Raw genomic sequence first — 17984 nt, 5'->3', positions numbered from 1 at the left:
TATGGTTGTCGGATGAATGAGTATTGAGCTTATTAAAAATACAACGAGGATTGTGGTGATAATTGTGGATTTTAAAATAGTTGGAGTGAATGTTTGGGGAGTATGCTGCCTGCACGGCGGTGAACGTGCTCAGTAACTAACATCCAGCAAGACAAATTTTCTACGCTGCCTGTACGGCAGTGAACTATTTCCGCCTCATATTGAGCGGGCTTAATGTTTTCTAAGCTGCCTGCACGGCAGTGAACAACACCCGAGACGCTAACAACCGTATCGCCATTTTCTAAGCTGCCTGCACGGCAGTGAACGCTGGCGCTCAACGTAGTCCGTAGCTGGTGAATTTCTAAGCTGCCTGCACGGCAGTGAACGTGGCTTTTTGCTGTGCGGCAGCTACTTTTTCCTTTCTAAGCTGCCTGCACGGCAGTGAACACGAGACGGGCGCAATGGTCTTTGCGCTTGAATTTCTAAGCTGCCTGCACGGCAGTGAACATCAATGCCAATATTTTTTCTTGCTGATTGCTTTTCTAAGCTGCCTGCACGGCAGTGAACTTAAGAAGTTCCTTTGCTGCCGCTTCGCCGCCATTTCTAAGCTGCCTGCACGGCAGTGAACCTGTGCCACGCGGGTGTGTCGGCATTGCGTCATTTCTAAGCTGCCTGCACGGCAGTGAACTTTCTGACCTGGTCTTCGACGTTGTCAAAGTATTTCTAAGCTGCCTGCACGGCAGTGAACATCTTGAAGCGTTTTTGTCGGAGGTTTGCGGGTTTCTAAGCTGCCTGTACGGCAGTGAACTCCGTTACCTGGCTATTGTCGGTTGATGCGCTTTTCTAAGCTGCCTGTACGGCAGTGAACCCCGTAGCGCTGGCGCATTACGACAGCTTGCATTTCTAAGCTGCCTGTACGGCAGTGAACGGCAGGGTGCTCGAAACTGATTTGGGGTTTGCTTTCTAAGCTGCCTGTACGGCAGTGAACTTTAAGGCATTGTCATTCAATCTGACTAATCATTTTCTAAGCTGCCTGTACGGCAGTGAACTGGAAGAAATCTTCGCCATCTTATTGTTCGAAAAGAAAATAATCAACATATCTACCTCAAACCCTTTTTTCTGCGGCCTTTATTCGCACAATAAAAATCAATAACTTAAAGAACTACTCGAAAAAAGGGTTTCGCCATACCCCGCCGGAGTCCCTTCCCCGACGCACGAGACTAAACTTAATTAATGATATGAACTACAGGCTTTCCACATTCAGGTGCAGCCACATCTGCCGCCATCGAATGTGTAATGTCATGCAGCAATCCTGTCAGGTGGGGCAGCATCTCGCGGTCAAAATGCGACACCAGCAGCACGTGGTTCAATGCCCGGCAGTAATCGCATTTGGTTTCGGTATCCTCCAGAAGCCACTCTTTTTCCTTCAGCCGTTCCGTCTCGTCGTCAAATTCAACCACCCGGAAATCACTCATTGATTCTGCGAGTTCGGTTTTGACTACGTCCAGATAAGCACCGAGACAACGGCAAACGGGCTGCGTTTGCGGAAGCGAATGGCAGTCCAGCAGGATTTCCGTGAGCAGATTACAGCGCTCAACAAGGGTTGGGAGATCGGGATTGAGGGAGAGTTCACTATAAAGTTGGGAGATAGACTGGTTTTCCATATTCATAATTTCCATATCAAGAGCTGAAAACTACCACCAAAAACGCCAACTTCGGGTGGCAGACTGAACCGGTTTGGCGTACCGACCATATGGAAAATCGGCGCTTCAAAAGAAGCCCCGGTTCAGCCCACCATATTTGAAGATACGGATTATACCGCACCTAAAAAAAGTGTGAACGAAACCAGTGACGTTGCTGTGCGCAACATCTTTCCATATGTGTGTAATCAGGACGCCAATCCCGACACCTGATTTTGCAGGTGCGCAGCCATTTTATTACTGTGGTTTTATCCAGCAACAGACAGCGAAAGAAACTGGAAAGCGCCTCGCAAAATTTCGTTGCGGTCTGATGCCCTCACCCTGACCCTCTCCCACAGGGAGAAGGAGAAAAGCGGACACAAAAAAGCCGGGTTAAAAACCCGGCTTTTACACTAAAGAAAATCAGTGAGCCGCTTCCGGCTTGTGCTTCGCCGCACTCTGGAAATCGTACGTCAGTTCGTTCTTCGCCTGATCCAGCCCCACCGTTACCTGACCGCCGTCCACCAGCGAGCCAAACAGCAGCTCGTTCGCCAGCGGTTTCTTCAGGTTGTCCTGAATCACGCGCGCCATCGGACGGGCGCCCATCGCACGGTCGTAGCCTTTCTCAGCCAGCCAGTTGCGGGCCTCCTGGCTCACTTCCAGCGACACGCCTTTCTGATCCAGCTGAACCTGCAACTCGACGATAAACTTGTCCACCACCTGATGGATCACCTCGGTAGACAGGTGATCGAACCAGATAATGTTGTCCAGACGGTTACGGAACTCCGGCGTGAAGATCTTCTTGATCTCTTCCATCGCATCGGTGCTGTTATCCTGGTGGATCAGGCCGATGGATTTACGCTCGGTTTCCCGCACGCCCGCGTTGGTGGTCATCACCAGCACCACGTTGCGGAAATCGGCCTTGCGCCCGTTGTTATCGGTCAGCGTCCCGTTGTCCATCACCTGCAACAGGATGTTGAACACGTCCGGGTGCGCTTTCTCGATTTCATCGAGCAACAGTACCGCGTGCGGATGCTTGATAACCGCGTCCGTAAGCAGGCCGCCCTGGTCAAAGCCCACGTAACCCGGAGGCGCACCAATCAAACGGCTGACGGTGTGACGCTCCATATACTCGGACATATCAAAGCGCAGCAGCTCAATGCCCAGCGCTTTGGAAAGCTGAACCGTCACCTCGGTTTTACCCACCCCGGTCGGGCCGGCGAACAGGAAGGAACCAACCGGCTTGTGGTCATGCCCCAGGCCAGCACGGGCCATCTTGATCGCTTCGGTTAAGGCCTCAATGGCTTTATCCTGACCAAAGACCAGCATTTTCAGGCGATTGCCGAGGGTGCGCAGCGTATCACGGTCGCTCTGAGAAACGCTCTTCTCAGGAATACGCGCGATGCGGGCCACCACGGACTCGATATCCGCCACGTTCACAGTTTTCTTACGCTTGCTGGCTGGCATCAGGCGTGCACGCGCACCCGCCTCATCAATCACGTCGATCGCTTTATCCGGCAGATGACGATCGTTGATGTATTTCACCGCCAGTTCCACCGCCGCACGGACCGCTTTCGCGGTGTAACGCACGTCGTGGTGTGCTTCGTACTTGGTTTTCAGGCCATTGATGATCTGCACCGTTTCGTCAACCGACGGCTCGGTCACGTCGATTTTCTGGAAACGACGCGCCAGCGCACGATCCTTCTCAAAGATGTTGCTGAACTCCTGGTACGTCGTGGAGCCCATCACGCGGATCTTGCCGCTGGAGAGCAGCGGTTTGATCAGGTTAGCGGCATCCACCTGGCCACCGGAGGCCGCACCTGCGCCGATGATGGTGTGGATCTCATCGATAAACAGAATGCTATTGGTGTCCTGCTCCAGCTGTTTTAACAGCGCTTTGAAACGTTTTTCGAAATCACCGCGGTATTTGGTGCCCGCCAGCAGCGAGCCAATATCCAGCGAGTAGATGGTGCAGTCGGCAATCACTTCCGGCACGTCGCCCTGCACAATGCGCCAGGCCAGCCCTTCGGCAATCGCGGTTTTACCCACGCCAGATTCCCCCACCAGCAGCGGGTTGTTCTTACGGCGACGGCACAGTACCTGGATGGCACGCTCCAGCTCTTTGTCGCGGCCAATCAGCGGGTCGATACCGCCAACGCGAGCAAGCTGGTTAAGGTTGGTGGTGAAGTTTTCCATACGATCCTCCCCGCCTGCTTGCTCTTCATTGCTGTTGATCTGTCCGCTGGGATCCGATGCCTGGTTAGGCTCGTCTTTTCGCGTTCCGTGAGAGATGAAGTTGACCACGTCGAGCCGGCTGACTTCGTGTTTACGCAGCAGGTAGGCCGCCTGGGACTCCTGCTCGCTGAAGATGGCGACCAGGACATTGGCGCCAGTCACTTCGCTACGTCCGGAAGACTGGACGTGGAAAACCGCGCGCTGCAACACGCGCTGGAAGCTGAGCGTCGGCTGCGTGTCGCGCTCTTCTTCACTGGCTGGCAGCACCGGTGTAGTTTGTTCGATGAAGGCTTCGAGTTCCTGACGTAGCGCCACCAGATCCACGGAGCAGGCTTCCAGCGCTTCGCGGGCAGATGGGTTGCTAAGCAGTGCGAGCAGCAGGTGCTCGACGGTCATAAACTCATGTCGGTGCTCACGCGCTCTGGCGAAAGCCATGTTTAAACTGAGTTCCAGTTCTTGATTGAGCATAGGCACCTCCCCCAATTTTATGCCTTATCAGGCCTTTTCCAGCGTACACAGCAACGGATGCTCGTTCTCCCTTGCATAGTCGTTCACCATCGCTACTTTGGTTTCCGCAACCTCGGCAGTAAAGATGCCGCAGATCGCTTTGCCACGATAATGAACGGTAAGCATCAGTTGCGTTGCACGTTCAACATCATAAGAAAAGAACTTTTGTAGCACGTCAATAACAAATTCCATCGGCGTGTAATCATCGTTCATTAACATAACTTTATACATAGATGGCGGTTTTAGCGCGTCGCGCACTTTATCTTCCGCCAGCTGGTCAAAATCCAGCCAATCGTTGGTCTTACCCATTATGCATAACCACTTTGAATCTACCTCAGATGTTAGATAACAATCATCTATTACTGTCATCCGCGATGTCTGTCACAAACTGTTGCAATAGCGTTAACTGCCTCAAATTTTGGTTGATTATTGTCCCAACTCCAGCGCCAAACGCTTGACGGCTTCTTCCGTTTCTCTAAATTGTACAAGCGTGAGTTGGCGAGGTTTTGAACAGCCCCCACTCCACCACCGGTTCATTCCATCTTAATTTATAAGATTTACGAAGGATGTCGAAGCATGGAAATGGGTACTGTTAAGTGGTTCAACAACGCCAAGGGGTTTGGCTTCATTTGCCCCGAAGGCGGCGGCGAGGATATCTTCGCTCACTATTCCACCATTCAGATGGATGGTTACAGGACGCTCAAAGCCGGGCAGTCCGTCCGGTTCGATGTACACCAGGGGCCAAAAGGCAATCACGCCAGTCTTATCGTGCCCGTTGAAGCAGAAACGGTTGCATAGCTCTCTGATTCATTGTGTACACCCCGCAGGCAAAATGCCAGCCCGATCGGCTGGCATTTTTATTTTCGGGTTATTCCCGCGCCAGCGCATCCACCGGATCCAGCCGCGCCGCGTTTCGTGCCGGCAGCCAGCCAAACAAAATGCCGGTAAAGGTGGAGCACAAAAACGCGGTGAGGATCGCCATCGGTGAGAAGCCAATCTCCCACCCCGGTAAAAAGAGCTGGAGCGCGAAGGCGATCATCATCGAGAGCGCAATCCCCATCGCGCCTCCCACCAGACACACCAGCACCGCTTCAATCAAAAATTGCTGGAGCACATCGCTGGCTCTGGCCCCGACCGCCATGCGAATGCCGATCTCGCGCGTACGTTCGGTCACCGACACCAGCATAATGTTCATCACCCCTATCCCGCCGACGACCAGCGAAATCACCGCCACCAGCGTCAGGAACAGCTGAAGAGTACGTGTGGTCTTTTCGGCCGTTTTCAAGAGGCCGTCCATGTTCCAGGTGAAGAAATCCTTTTTCCCGTGGCGCAACGTTAACAGCCGCTCGAGCTGCTGTTCCGCCAGCGCGCTGTCGTAGCCCTCTTTCACTCGCACGGTAATGGAGTTGAGCCAGGACTGTCCCATAATGCGCCCGGAAATGGTGCTGTACGGCAGCCAGACGCGCAGGATCTTGCTGCTGCCAAACATGGACTGTTTCTCTTCCGCCACACCAATCACCGTGGCAGGCATGTTACCCACCAGGATCACTTCCCCCACCACACGGGTTTTATTGGGGAAAAGCTGTCTGCGCGAGTTAGCGTCTAACACCACCACCTGCGCCCTGCCCGCCAGCTGTTCCGCGTTGAAGGTCGCCCCTTCGCTGAAGGTCATGCCGTAGACGTTGAAGTAATCTCCGCTGACGCCGTTAGCGCTGGCCGCCACGTCGATGTTGCCGTAGCGCAGACGCAGGTTTTGCGACACGGCAGGCGTGGCGGAGTTCACCCACGGCTGCTTCTGAATAGCCGCCAGATCGTCGTATTTCAGCGCCTGCTGATACTGCGGCTCGTCGTCGCCAAAATCTTTGCCGGGGTAAACGTCGATGGTGTTAGTCCCGATGGCGCGAATATCCGCCAGCACCAGCTGTTTCGCCGCATCGCCCACCACCACAATCGACACCACCGAGGCAATACCGATAATGATGCCGAGCATGGTCAGCAGGGTGCGCATTTTGTTGGCCGCCATCGCCAGCCAGGCCATGGTCAGCGCTTCACGAAAGCCGCTGGAGAACTGTCCCCAGCCGGTGGACGCAGGTAAGGCTTCTTTCGGCGCCGCCGCTCTGGACTGACGTGGCGGCGGGTTGCTGACCAGCTCGCCGTCGTGGATCTCAATGATGCGTTCCGCCTGCGCTGCCACCTGCGGATCGTGGGTGACAATAATCACCGTATGCCCCTGATCGCGCAGCTGATGCAGGATCGCCATCACCTCTTCACCGGAATGGCTGTCGAGCGCACCGGTTGGCTCATCAGCGAGGATCACCTGTCCGCCGTTCATCAGCGCGCGGGCAATACTCACGCGCTGCTGCTGACCGCCTGAAAGCTGCGAAGGCTGATAATCAACACGCTCCGCCAGCCCAAGACGCGTTAACAGCGCCTTCGCGCGTTCAAGGCGTTTTTTGCGCTCGACGCCCGCATACACCGCCGGCACCTCCACGTTCTGCGCCGCGCTCAGGTGTGAAAGCAGATGGTAACGCTGAAAAATAAAGCCAAAATGCTCGCGACGCAGCTTCGCCAGCGCGTCGCCGTCCAGGGTGGAAACATCCGTCCCGGCCACGCGATAGGTGCCGCTGGTGGGCTTATCCAGACAGCCAAGAATGTTCATCAGCGTTGATTTACCCGAGCCCGACGCCCCGACAATCGCCACCATTTCACCGGCTTCAACGCGCAGGGAGATGCCCTTCAGCACCTCAACCGGCCCGTCGCCGGACGGATAGCTGCGACGAATGTCATTCAGCTCAAGCAGCGCCGTCATTGCGCGGCTCCGGGCAGGGTTTCGCTGGTGACCACTTCCTCACCCTCTTCCAGCCCTTTTACCACCACCACATCGGTGTCGTTACGCGCGCCAATCACCACTTCCCGCTCGCGGGTTTCGCCGTTGCGCAGCACTTTCACCTTGTAGCGATTGTCCCCGGCGGATTCACCCAGCGCGGAGAGCGGAACCGTCAGCACGTTTTTCACGCCGGTCAGCTGAATATGCACCTGGGCGGTCATGTCCAGACGCAGCACGCCCTGCGGGTTTGGCACCTCAAAACGCGCATAGTAGAAGATGGCGTCGTTAACCTTCTCCGGCGTCGGCAGGATATCTTTCAGCACCCCTTCATAGCGGGTTTGCGGATCGCCCAGCACCGTAAACCAGGCTTTTTGCCCCGGTTTAAGGTGAATGACGTCCGCTTCGGATACCTGGGCTTTCACCAGCATGGTGCTCATATCCGCCAGGGTCAGGATGTTCGGCGCCTGCTGCGCGGCGATGACCGTCTGGCCTTGCAGGGTGGTTATCTGCGTCACTTCCCCGGCCATTGGCGCAACGATTTGCGTGTAATCGAGGTTGGTTTTCGCCGTATCCAGCGAGGCCTGATTCCGTTTGATTTGCGCATCGATGGTGCCAATCTGCGCCTGCTTCACCGCCAGCTCCGTGGCGGCTGTGTCCAGATCCTGTTTCGAGATAGCCTGCGTTTTCGCCAGCGCCTGCTGGCGCGTCAGGGTGACCTGAGCGAGATTACGCTCCGCCTGAGCCTGCGCGCGCTGCGCGCGCAGCTCCATCAGCGTCGCTTCCACTTCGCGGATTTGGTTTTGCGCCTGCTCAGGATCGATCACGCCCAGCAGCTGGCCTTTTTTAACCTTATCGCCAATCTCAACTGACAGGGTTTTAAGCTGACCGCTGACCTGCGCGCCCACGTCAACCTTACGCAGGGCATCCAGTTTCCCCGTCGCCAGCACGTTTTGTTGCAGCTCGCCAGGACGAACAATCAGCGTTTGATACTGTGGTACCGGCGCGTTCAGTACCTTCCATAACCAGAATCCGCCCGCTAACACCACTACCGCCAGCAGCAGAAACAGCTTTCTGCGTTTTCCCTTCAGGTTCATAAATATTCCAAATAATTGTTCTGGCTATCATCACCGTTGATTTTATCTAAACCACTCCTCAACGAAACCCCCGATCCCCGTAATCGTCGGGAATTGTTTACCCGATGTTGATAAAGCGCCTGCTGAAATAGCGATATTCCACCAGAAGCAGGATCTAACATGTCTTCCATCGTCGATACACCTTATTCAACGCTGCCCCAACCTAAATCGGGCTGGCAACTGTTTAAAAGCCTGGCATCGGGTTCCCTCACGCCGGGGCTGGCGTGGCAAAATCCGGCCTATCGACGTAAGTTTATGTTGCGCTCGCTGGCAACGCCGTTCACCACTGCGCGCCTGCTCGGAGATCTTGCAAAACAGCCCCGTCTGATGCAGATCCTGCGCGTGCAGCCCGGCCTGCCGTGCCGCCTGCACCGGCCGTGGCTGACCGTCAATATGGGCCGTCAGACTACGCTGGACGCATTGAACGATCACTATGAGATGATGAGCCGCCATCTTCCGGCGTCGCTGCTGAATGGCTACCTCTCCAGCCAGGGCATCACGCTGGTGACGTTAACGGGCAAAGAGGAGCAGCAGTTTAGCGTTCGCCTGAGCGCGGATGCGTTTCTGGACAAAGAAGGGGAAGCGACCCTCACTTTTTGCGACCACCAGAACACGGTGCTGGCCGAGCTGACCTTTACGCTGTGCACATACCAGGGCAAGCCAACGCTCTTCATCGGCGGAATGCAGGGGGCGAAAGCGCATGTCCCGCACGAGCACATTCAGCTGGCGACCAAAGCCTGTCACGGACTGTTCCCAAAACGTCTGCTGGTTGAAGCGGTCATGACGCTGGCAGGCGCCTTCCCGGTCGAGCAGATCCTCGCGGTGAGTAACGCCACCCACATCTACCGCAGCTGGCGCTATCGCAAGAAAAAAGAGGGAAAATTGCTGGCTGACTATGACAGCTTCTGGCGCTCCCTTGGCGGACAGCAGCAGGATAACGGCAACTTTGCCCTGCCGCTGACCATGCCACGCAAACCGATGGAAGAGATTGCGAGTAAAAAACGGTCCGAATACCGCCGCCGCTATGCCCTGCTTGATAGCCTGATCCAACAGGTTTCGCAGGCGACTGCCCGTTAATCGGCCCTCCCGCGAGCCAGCCAGAGGACGCGGGAGAACATTTTACGCAGCAGCGTGGGCACCGACTCCACGCCTCGCCTGCCCGCTTCCGTCGCAACTTCAATGGCCAAATCCGGTTTTGACGACCGATGGATAGCTTTGGCAATCACCCGGCGCATATTCATGGGCACATCTACCGGGATCATCGCCACGCGGTGAAAGACGTCGTCAAATCCCTGGCGGTACATAAAGTGCTCCATGTCCATCGCAGGCAGCGCGGTCAGATGTTCCCGCTCCTCTTCACGATCGTTATTGAGCAGGCTGCGCACGGTCGCCGCATATTTTTTACCCGCCTCATCGCCATCCACCAGTACGTGCCACTCTATCCCCATCCGGCGCGCAAATTTGATCAGCGGTTTTAAGCCAGACTGAGCAAATTCGATCACTTTGATCCCTTCGGCATCAAAGTGGTGTCCGCACTGGCGAGCCAGCTCGTTTATCACCCAGGTTTCCGTTTCCCCTTCCACCAGCAACCAGCAGCGGGCAAACAGGGAAGAGGCACGGTTAAAACGGATGTGAAACGCAATTCGTCGGCCATCTTCGGCATTTAACCCGCCGGGCCCGAGCCGGTAGGCGGTGACCCGCGAGGATTCACGCACCAGGCGGCAGACATACTCCACCGGCGTCAGGGAGAGCAGCTCTCCGGAATTCGTGGTGGTGACTCGCTGCAACGGCAGCAAATTAAGAAGATGCCACGCCACGGAAAGCATAATCGGGTGCAGCCGCGTTTCCGGATCTTCCACCAGCAGCAGCGGGCGCGCGTCCCGATCCAGGCGCACCGTCCCTTTCGCCTGTAAAAGCGTGGAGAATAAACCCAGCAGGATCACCCGATGCGTGCGCCCGCCGGGGCGGTCGATCATGCGGTTGATAATATCGAGATAGCGCCAGCTTCGTTGTTCATCGTGCGAGCGGCGACGCATCAGACGGTGGCGCGCCTGCCCCGTTCCCTGCTCGGAGAAGTAGTGCTCCAGCAGTTGCACCATGGCGGACAGTCCCTGACGGATCTGGCCGTCGGTGAGGTTCTGCGGCCGTGAGACCAGTTCACGGGCAAGGAAATCCAGTTCGCGGGCGGTCACCTCCACCTCGGGCATATTCGGCACGGTGCCGTTGCGGATCCGCCGCATAAAGCGCGCGTCTCGTAAGCGCAGCACGGGGGAGAGGCGGATAAGATGGCGGGCAAGCTCGTCAATATTGTCGAGCGGGATCGGATTTCCCTTCTCATCAAGAAATTCACGCAGGGTTAATACCCCGTCGTTTTGCGCCATTTCGCCCTCAAGGCGATAGAAAATACGCTGGAAACCATCTTCACAGGGCACCCAGCAGGGCGACATAGGGCGAAAACGACGCACGCGATGGCGACCGGGCTCGGATTCGCGGAAGGTCAGAATGATATGCAGGTGTTTCTCGCGTCCGTTGACATCCCCCGGCGGAAACCAGAAGTCATCATGAACGAAGTGGTACAAGTTCTCTTCGGGCGAAAGTAGCAGCGTCAGGGCATCCAGCAGGCTGGATTTACCCCAGGCATTTTCGCCTATCAGGACGTTGTTCTGTTCCAGTTGCAGCGACAGGCGGTTAATCCCGCGAAACCCGACAATCTCCACACGTTCGAGTAGCATACATCCCCCGCAATTCGGCCACTTTTTCCTTCAAGTTATCAGCAGTATAGCGGCAGGCTGTGGGTCACGACAGCAGAATATACGCCCCTTAATTATTGGGCTATGCTCTTATTACCTCCGATCTGAACAAGGATTGACATCACATTGCCTTAAATCAAATTTAGTGAATTTATTTGAGTGGCGAAGGGATGTTGATGGTTTCAAAATACTGGCTCTTTGAGTCGTCATCCCTTTATGGCGATATAACCCGCGCGCAGGAATGGGCGCGGACGTTTATTATTGAGGTGGTTATGTTCAGAAAATTAGCGGCAGAATGCTTTGGTACATTCTGGCTGGTGTTTGGTGGCTGCGGTAGCGCAGTACTGGCAGCCGCATTTCCGGAATTAGGTATTGGCTTTGTCGGCGTCGCGCTGGCATTCGGTTTAACTGTATTAACCATGGCATTCGCCGTGGGGCATATTTCCGGCGGTCATTTCAACCCGGCCGTCACATTAGGATTATGGGCGGGCGGACGTTTCCCGGCGAAAGATATTATTGGCTATATTATTGCCCAGGTTATTGGCGGTATTATTGCCGCGGCGGTGCTGTACGTAATTGCCAGCGGAAAAGCCGGGTTTGACGCCGCGGCCAGCGGATTTGCGTCGAACGGCTTCGGCGAACACTCTCCAGGCGGCTACTCGATGCTGTCTGCCATCGTGATTGAAATTGTGCTCACCGCAGGCTTCCTGTTGGTGATCCACGGCGCAACGGACAAATACGCGCCTGCGGGCTTTGCCCCCATCGCTATTGGTCTGGCGTTGACGCTGATCCACCTCATCTCCATTCCGGTGACCAACACCTCCGTTAACCCGGCGCGCAGCACCGCGGTGGCTATTTTCCAGGGCGGCTGGGCGCTTGAACAGCTGTGGCTGTTCTGGGTGATGCCTATTATCGGCGGTATTCTGGGCGGCGTGCTGTATCGCACCCTGCTGGAAAAACGTGATTAATTAAGTGCGGCCTGTTATGTCGGGTGGCGCTAAAGCTTACCCGACCTACGTTAGTGTGCACTTTGTAGGCCGGGTAATGCGCAGCCGCCACCCGGCTTTCTTTTGCCGCTTTACTGTACAGCCTTTATTGGGTAGTGTCTCTGGCGCTTAACTGATACTCAAAAGGACCGGCTGTTCATGTTCTCAGGACTCCTCATCATTCTTCTGCCCCTGATTGTGGGCTACCTTATTCCGCTGCGTCATGAATCGGCCTTAAAGCTTATTAATCGTTTTCTCAGCTGGATTGTTTACGTCATTCTGTTCTTTATGGGGATCAGCCTGGCCTTCCTGGATAATCTGGCGACGAACTTGCTTTCCATCCTGCATTATTCTGCGGTTACGGTAGTGGTTATTCTGCTGTGCAATATTGCTGCGCTGTTCTGGCTGGAACGCACTATTCCCTGGAAAAATCACCACCATCAGGAAAAGCTTCCCTCCCGTATTGCGATGGCGCTGGAATCATTAAAACTGTGCGGCGTGGTGGTACTCGGTTTTTTACTGGGTCTGACCGGCTGGGCATTTTTACAGCACGCAACGGAGGCCAGCGAATATACGCTTATTTTCCTGCTCTTCCTGATTGGTATTCAGCTGCGAAATAATGGCATGACGCTGAAACAGATTGTCCTTAACCGCCGGGGCATGATGGTTGCCGTTATCGTTGTGGCCAGCTCACTGGCGGGGGGAGTGATTAACGCCTTTATTCTCGATCTGCCGCTGAAAACCAGCCTGGCGATGGCGTCCGGTTTCGGCTGGTATTCGCTCTCCGGTATTCTGCTGACCGAATCGTTTGGTCCGGTGATCGGCAGCGCCGCCTTCTTTAACGATCTGGCGCGTGAGCTGATAGCCATCATGCTGATCCCCGGCCTGGTACGCCGCAGCCGCTCTACCGCGCTGGGCCTGTGCGGGGCCACCTCAATGGACTTTACCCTGCCGGTATTACAGCGTTCGGGAGGACTGGAGATGGTTCCTGCCGCCATCGTACACGGCTTTATTCTGAGCCTGCTGGTCCCCATTCTGATGGCGTTCTTCTCAGCCTGATACTGCTTTGGCGGTAGTGAACCTGCCGCCAAAATTGCGCTAAATCAATAACCCTCCACTTAGTATAAGAAAGCACTTTTCTCTGCTGTGGCACAGGCATAACCTTAAACATGTATCTCAAATATAACTTTAACAGGTGTGATTATGTTTTGTGTGCAATGTGAACAAACCATCCGTACCCCAGCAGGCAACGGCTGCTCTTACGCGCAGGGTATGTGCGGCAAAACCGCAGAAACATCCGATCTCCAGGATCTGCTGATTGCGGCGCTGCAAGGCTTGTCCGCCTGGGCCTTCAAAGCCCGTGAATATGGCATTGTTGATCACTATGTCGACAGCTTTGCGCCGCGCGCATTTTTCTCCACGCTGACCAACGTTAACTTCGATTCTCCACGCATTGTGGGCTATGCCCGCGAAGCGATTGCCCTGCGTGAAGCCCTGAAAGCGCAGTGCCTGAATGCCGACGCCAGCGCCCGCGTGGACAACCCGATGGCGGAGCTACAGCTGGTGAGCGACGACCTGGGCGAGCTACAGCGTCAGGCCGCAGAATTTACTCCCAATAAAGACAAAGCGGCGATTGGCGAAAACATCCTCGGCCTGCGCCTGCTGTGCCTGTACGGTCTGAAAGGTGCTGCGGCCTATATGGAACACGCGCACGTACTCGGCCAGTACGACAACGCTATTTACGCCCAGTACCACAAAATCATGGCCTGGCTGGGCACCTGGCCTTCCGATATGAACGCCCTGCTGGAATGCTCGATGGAAATCGGCCAGATGAACTTCAAAGTGATGAGCATTCTGGATGCCGGTGAAACCAGCACCTACGGCCACCCAACGCCAACGCAGGTCAACGTCAAAGCGACCGAAGGCAAATGCATTCTGATCTCCGGTCATGACCTGAAAGATCTCTACAACCTGCTGAAGCAGACCGAAGGCGCCGGCGTTAACGTTTATACCCACGGCGAAATGCTGCCCGCGCACGGTTACCCAGAGCTGCGTAAATTTAAGCATCTGATCGGTAACTACGGCAGCGGCTGGCAGAACCAGCAGGTGGAGTTCGCCCGCTTCCCTGGCCCAATCGTCATGACCTCTAACTGCATCATCGACCCGACCGTCGGCGCGTATGACGACCGTATCTGGACCCGCAGCATCGTCGGCTGGCCGGGCGTGAGCCACCTTGAAGGCGACGATTTCGGTCCGGTTATCGCTCAGGCGCAGCAGATGGCAGGCTTCCCGTACAGCGAAATTCCGCACCTCATCACCGTCGGTTTTGGTCGTGAAACCCTGCTGGGTGCGGCGGATTCCCTGATTGACCTCGTCAGCCGTGAAAAACTGCGTCACATCTTCCTGATCGGCGGCTGTGACGGCGCGCGCGGGGAACGTAACTACTTCACCGATTTCGCCACCCGCGTACCGGAAGACTGTCTGATCCTGACCCTGGCCTGCGGTAAGTACCGTTTCAACAAGCTGGACTTCGGCAACATCGAAGGTCTGCCGCGCCTGGTGGATGCGGGTCAGTGTAACGATGCATATTCAGCCATCATTCTGGCGGTCACGCTGGCAGAGAAACTGGGCTGCGGCGTGAACGATCTGCCGCTGTCGCTGGTGCTCTCCTGGTTCGAGCAGAAAGCGATCGTTATCCTGTTGACCCTGCTCTCTCTCGGCGTGACCAACATCGTCACCGGGCCGACCGCGCCAGGCTTCCTGACGCCGGATCTGCTGGCCATCCTGAACGAGAAATTTGGTCTGCGTTCTGTGACCAACGTTGAAGATGATATGAAGCAACTGCTGAGCGCGTAAGGAGTAACTCATGACCATGCCAACCTCACAATGTCCGTGGCGGATGCAGGTTCATCACATCCATCAGGAGACGCCGGATGTGTGGACGCTGTCGCTGCTGTGCCATGACTATTATCCGTACCGCGCGGGCCAGTATGCGCTGGTGAGCGTGCGTAATTCGGCGGATACTCTGCGCGCCTACACGATCTCCTCCACGCCGGGCGTGAGTGAGTACATTACGCTCACCGTTCGTCGTATTGATGACGGCGCAGGATCCGAGTGGCTGACCCGGGACGTGAAGCGCGGGGATTACATCTGGCTGTCTGACGCGCAGGGCGAGTTTACCTGTGACGACAAGACGGAAGATAAATTCCTGCTGCTGGCGGCGGGTTGCGGCGTGACGCCGATTATGTCGATGCGTCGCTGGCTGGCGAAATACCGTCCTCAGGCCGACGTGCAGGTGATTTTCAGCGTTCGTTCCCCGGAAGATGTGATTTTTGCCGAAGAATGGCGCAACTATCCGGTGACGCTGGTGGCCGAGCACAACGCGACGCACGGTTTTGTCGCGGGGCGCCTGAGCCGCGAGCTGCTGCAAAGCGTGCCGGATATTGCGAACCGCATCGTGATGACCTGCGGCCCGGCGCCGTACATGGAGATCGTGGAGAAAGAAGTGAAAGCGCTCGGCGTGACCCGCTTCTTCAAAGAGCAGTTCTTCACGCCTGTAGCGGAAGCGGCGACTAGCGGGATGAAGTTCACGAAGCTGCAACCGGCGCAGACCTTCTTTGGCCGCGTGGGCACCACGCTGCTTGAAGCGCTGGAAAGCAACAACGTACCGGTGGCAGCGGCCTGTCGCGCCGGGGTGTGCGGTTGCTGTAAGACCAAAGTGGTTTCCGGTGAGTACACGGTCACCAGCACCATGACGCTGACCGACGCGGAAATCGCGGAGGGCTATGTGCTGGCATGTTCGTGCCATCCGCAGGGCGATCTTGTGCTCGCATAATCTGTCGTGGTTCACCTGTAGGCCCGGTAAGCACCAGCGCCACCGGGCTTTTTTGTCCGTGCAGGCCAGCTCATTTGCCTTTGTAACTCCTGTAGGCCCGGTAAGCGTCAGCGCCACCGGGCTTTTTGCCGGGTGGCACTACGTTTACCCGGCCTACGTTGTGCCTACTGCCTGTGCGGCAGCCCGTTATTTGTTTGACTTTGCCAGGCGCGTCGCGCAGAAAAACCATCTGGACTTAAAGAATACTGAGCAGGCAATACAGCGACTTTCTTCTAAGCTTGTAAGCGATATCACATAAAGGAGACGGACAACCATGAAACAAACTGTGGCTGCATACATAGCGAAAACCCTTGAGCAGGCTGGCGTAAAGCGTATCTGGGGCGTCACTGGCGATTCTCTGAACGGACTCAGCGATAGCCTTAACAAGATGAAAACTATTGAGTGGATGCCCACCCGCCATGAAGAAGTCGCCGCCTTTGCCGCCGGTGCCGAAGCGCAGCTTACGGGTGAACTCGCCGTCTGTGCAGGTTCCTGCGGACCGGGAAACCTGCACCTCATCAACGGTCTGTTCGACTGTCACCGCAACCATGTTCCGGTGCTGGCGATTGCGGCTCACATTCCGTCATCTGAAATCGGTAGCGGCTATTTTCAGGAGACGCATCCGCAGGAGCTGTTCCGTGAATGCAGCCACTATTGCGAGCTGGTCTCATCGCCGGAGCAGATCCCACAGGTGCTGGCGATAGCCATGCGTAAGGCGATCCTGAATCGCGGGGTTTCGGTGGTTGTGCTGCCGGGGGACGTGGCGCTGAAGGCCGCACCTGAAACCGCCACCACCCACTGGTACTCTGCGCCCCAGCCAACCATTACCCCTGCCGAAGAAGAGCTGAAAAAGCTGGCACAGCTGCTGCGATACTCCAGCAATATCGCCCTGATGTGCGGCAGCGGCTGCGCCGGCGCGCATAAAGAGCTGGTGGAATTTGCCGGTAAGCTGAAGGCGCCAGTTGTGCACGCCCTGCGCGGGAAAGAGCACGTTGAATACGATAACCCGTACGATGTCGGCATGACCGGGCTGATCGGTTTTTCCAGCGGCTTCCACACCATGATGAACGCCGACACGCTGATCCTGCTCGGCACCCAGTTCCCGTACCGCGCGTTCTACCCGACGGATGCCAAAATTATCCAGATCGACATTAATCCCGGCAGCATCGGCGCGCACAGCAAGGTGGATATGGCGCTTATCGGCGATATCAAATCCACCCTCGCCGCCCTGCTGCCGCTGCTGGAAGAAAAAACGGACCGCAAATTCCTCGATAAAGCCCTGAGCGATTATCGCGATGCGCGCAAGGGGCTGGACGATCTCGCCAAACCGAGCGAAAAAGCGATCCACCCGCAGTATCTGGCGCAGCAGATCAGCCACTTCGCCGACGACGATGCCATCTTCACCTGCGACGTAGGAACGCCCACCGTCTGGGCCGCGCGCTATCTGAAAATGAACGGCAAACGTCGCCTGCTTGGGTCGTTCAACCATGGCTCAATGGCCAACGCCATGCCGCAGGCGCTGGGTGCAAAGGCGACGGCACCGGAACGTCAGGTGGTGGCGATGTGCGGCGACGGCGGGTTCAGTATGCTGATGGGGGATTTCCTGTCGGTGGCGCAGATGAAGCTTCCGCTCAAAATCGTGGTCTTTAACAACAGCGTTCTGGGCTTCGTGGCGATGGAGATGAAGGCCGGAGGCTACCTCACGGACGGCACCGAACTGCACGACACCAACTTCGCCCGCATCGCCGAAGCCTGCGGTATCACCGGTATTAGGGTGGAGAAAGCCTCAGAGGTGGACGACGCCCTGCAACGCGCCTTCGCCATCGACGGCCCGGTGCTGGTGGATGTGGTGGTCGCCAAAGAAGAGCTGGCGATCCCGCCTCAAATCAAGCTGGAACAGGCCAAAGGTTTTAGCCTCTACATGCTGCGCGCCATCATCAGCGGGCGCGGTGACGAAGTGATCGAACTGGCAAAAACCAACTGGCTCAGGTAAAACATTTCACAAGACCTCTTA

The 17984-nt window shown here is 56.2% G+C and carries 13 protein-coding genes and 1 CRISPR repeat array; of the genes, 7 read left to right on the top strand and 6 right to left on the bottom strand.

Annotated elements, in window-relative coordinates; all coding sequences use genetic code 11:
* Positions 1 to 97 precede the first annotated feature (97 nt).
* Positions 98 to 1028: a CRISPR direct-repeat array (repeat unit 28 nt; unit sequence TTTCTAAGCTGCCTGCACGGCAGTGAAC).
* A 177-nt stretch (positions 1029 to 1205) separates the two neighbouring features.
* The 3 genes from FZF21_RS07490 to clpS form a co-directional block, all read right to left on the bottom strand.
* Positions 1206 to 1649: a hypothetical protein gene (locus FZF21_RS07490; RefSeq protein WP_047737756.1), complete on the bottom strand. Its 444-nt coding sequence runs from the start codon at positions 1647 to 1649 to the stop codon at positions 1206 to 1208.
* A 432-nt stretch (positions 1650 to 2081) separates the two neighbouring features.
* Complete coding sequence (gene clpA, locus FZF21_RS07485) at positions 2082 to 4361, bottom strand: ATP-dependent Clp protease ATP-binding subunit ClpA (RefSeq protein WP_006809407.1); 2280 nt, start codon at positions 4359 to 4361, stop codon at positions 2082 to 2084.
* Positions 4362 to 4388: 27 nt separating this feature from the next.
* Positions 4389 to 4709 carry an ATP-dependent Clp protease adapter ClpS gene (gene clpS / locus FZF21_RS07480; RefSeq protein ID WP_006174393.1) on the bottom strand — a complete coding sequence of 107 codons (321 nt, stop codon included), beginning with the start codon at positions 4707 to 4709 and terminating at the stop codon, positions 4389 to 4391.
* Between the two features lie 267 nt (positions 4710 to 4976).
* Between clpS and cspD the strand changes: the two genes are divergently transcribed.
* Positions 4977 to 5198 (top strand): cold shock-like protein CspD, encoded by a 222-nt coding sequence (gene cspD, locus FZF21_RS07475; protein WP_006809408.1) that lies wholly within the window; start codon positions 4977 to 4979, stop codon positions 5196 to 5198.
* Positions 5199 to 5268: 70 nt separating this feature from the next.
* On the opposite strand, the gene macB is transcribed toward cspD, so the two are convergent.
* Positions 5269 to 7209: a macrolide ABC transporter ATP-binding protein/permease MacB gene (macB, locus tag FZF21_RS07470; RefSeq protein WP_015570984.1), complete on the bottom strand. Its 1941-nt coding sequence runs from the start codon at positions 7207 to 7209 to the stop codon at positions 5269 to 5271.
* Positions 7206 to 8321 (bottom strand): macrolide transporter subunit MacA, encoded by a 1116-nt coding sequence (gene macA, locus FZF21_RS07465; RefSeq protein ID WP_017384842.1) that lies wholly within the window; start codon positions 8319 to 8321, stop codon positions 7206 to 7208. Before macA ends, macB begins: the two co-directional genes overlap by 4 nt.
* A 159-nt stretch (positions 8322 to 8480) precedes the next feature.
* Between macA and FZF21_RS07460 the strand changes: the two genes are divergently transcribed.
* A complete protein-coding gene (locus FZF21_RS07460) occupies positions 8481 to 9437 on the top strand; it encodes a VirK/YbjX family protein (protein WP_047737761.1) in 957 nt (318 codons plus the stop codon).
* Here FZF21_RS07460 and FZF21_RS07455 read toward each other — a convergent pair.
* Positions 9434 to 11092 carry an ATP-dependent endonuclease gene (locus tag FZF21_RS07455; RefSeq protein WP_017693708.1) on the bottom strand — a complete coding sequence of 553 codons (1659 nt, stop codon included), beginning with the start codon at positions 11090 to 11092 and terminating at the stop codon, positions 9434 to 9436. The genes FZF21_RS07460 and FZF21_RS07455 overlap by 4 nt on opposite strands.
* A gap of 290 nt (positions 11093 to 11382) precedes the next feature.
* On the opposite strand from FZF21_RS07455, the gene aqpZ reads away from it, so the two are divergent.
* From aqpZ to poxB, 5 genes are all read left to right on the top strand, one after another.
* On the top strand, positions 11383 to 12078 hold the full coding sequence (gene aqpZ / locus FZF21_RS07450) for an aquaporin Z (protein WP_026080729.1): 696 nt from the start codon (positions 11383 to 11385) through the stop codon (positions 12076 to 12078).
* Between the two features lie 177 nt (positions 12079 to 12255).
* Positions 12256 to 13155 (top strand): lysine exporter LysO family protein, encoded by a 900-nt coding sequence (locus FZF21_RS07445; RefSeq protein ID WP_015570988.1) that lies wholly within the window; start codon positions 12256 to 12258, stop codon positions 13153 to 13155.
* 144 nt (positions 13156 to 13299) lie between these two features.
* Positions 13300 to 14952 carry a hydroxylamine reductase gene (gene hcp / locus FZF21_RS07440; protein WP_047737765.1) on the top strand — a complete coding sequence of 551 codons (1653 nt, stop codon included), beginning with the start codon at positions 13300 to 13302 and terminating at the stop codon, positions 14950 to 14952.
* Positions 14953 to 14962: 10 nt separating this feature from the next.
* Positions 14963 to 15931, top strand: a complete 969-nt coding sequence (gene hcr, locus FZF21_RS07435) for an NADH oxidoreductase (RefSeq protein ID WP_017384848.1) — start codon at positions 14963 to 14965, stop codon at positions 15929 to 15931.
* 313 nt (positions 15932 to 16244) lie between these two features.
* Positions 16245 to 17963 carry a ubiquinone-dependent pyruvate dehydrogenase gene (poxB, locus tag FZF21_RS07430; RefSeq protein WP_017693711.1) on the top strand — a complete coding sequence of 573 codons (1719 nt, stop codon included), beginning with the start codon at positions 16245 to 16247 and terminating at the stop codon, positions 17961 to 17963.
* Positions 17964 to 17984 lie beyond the last annotated feature (21 nt).

The organism is Enterobacter sp. LU1 (assembly GCF_008271405.2).
GTDB lineage: Bacteria > Pseudomonadota > Gammaproteobacteria > Enterobacterales > Enterobacteriaceae > Enterobacter > Enterobacter hormaechei_C.
This window is presented reverse-complemented; position numbering and strand designations above follow the sequence as displayed.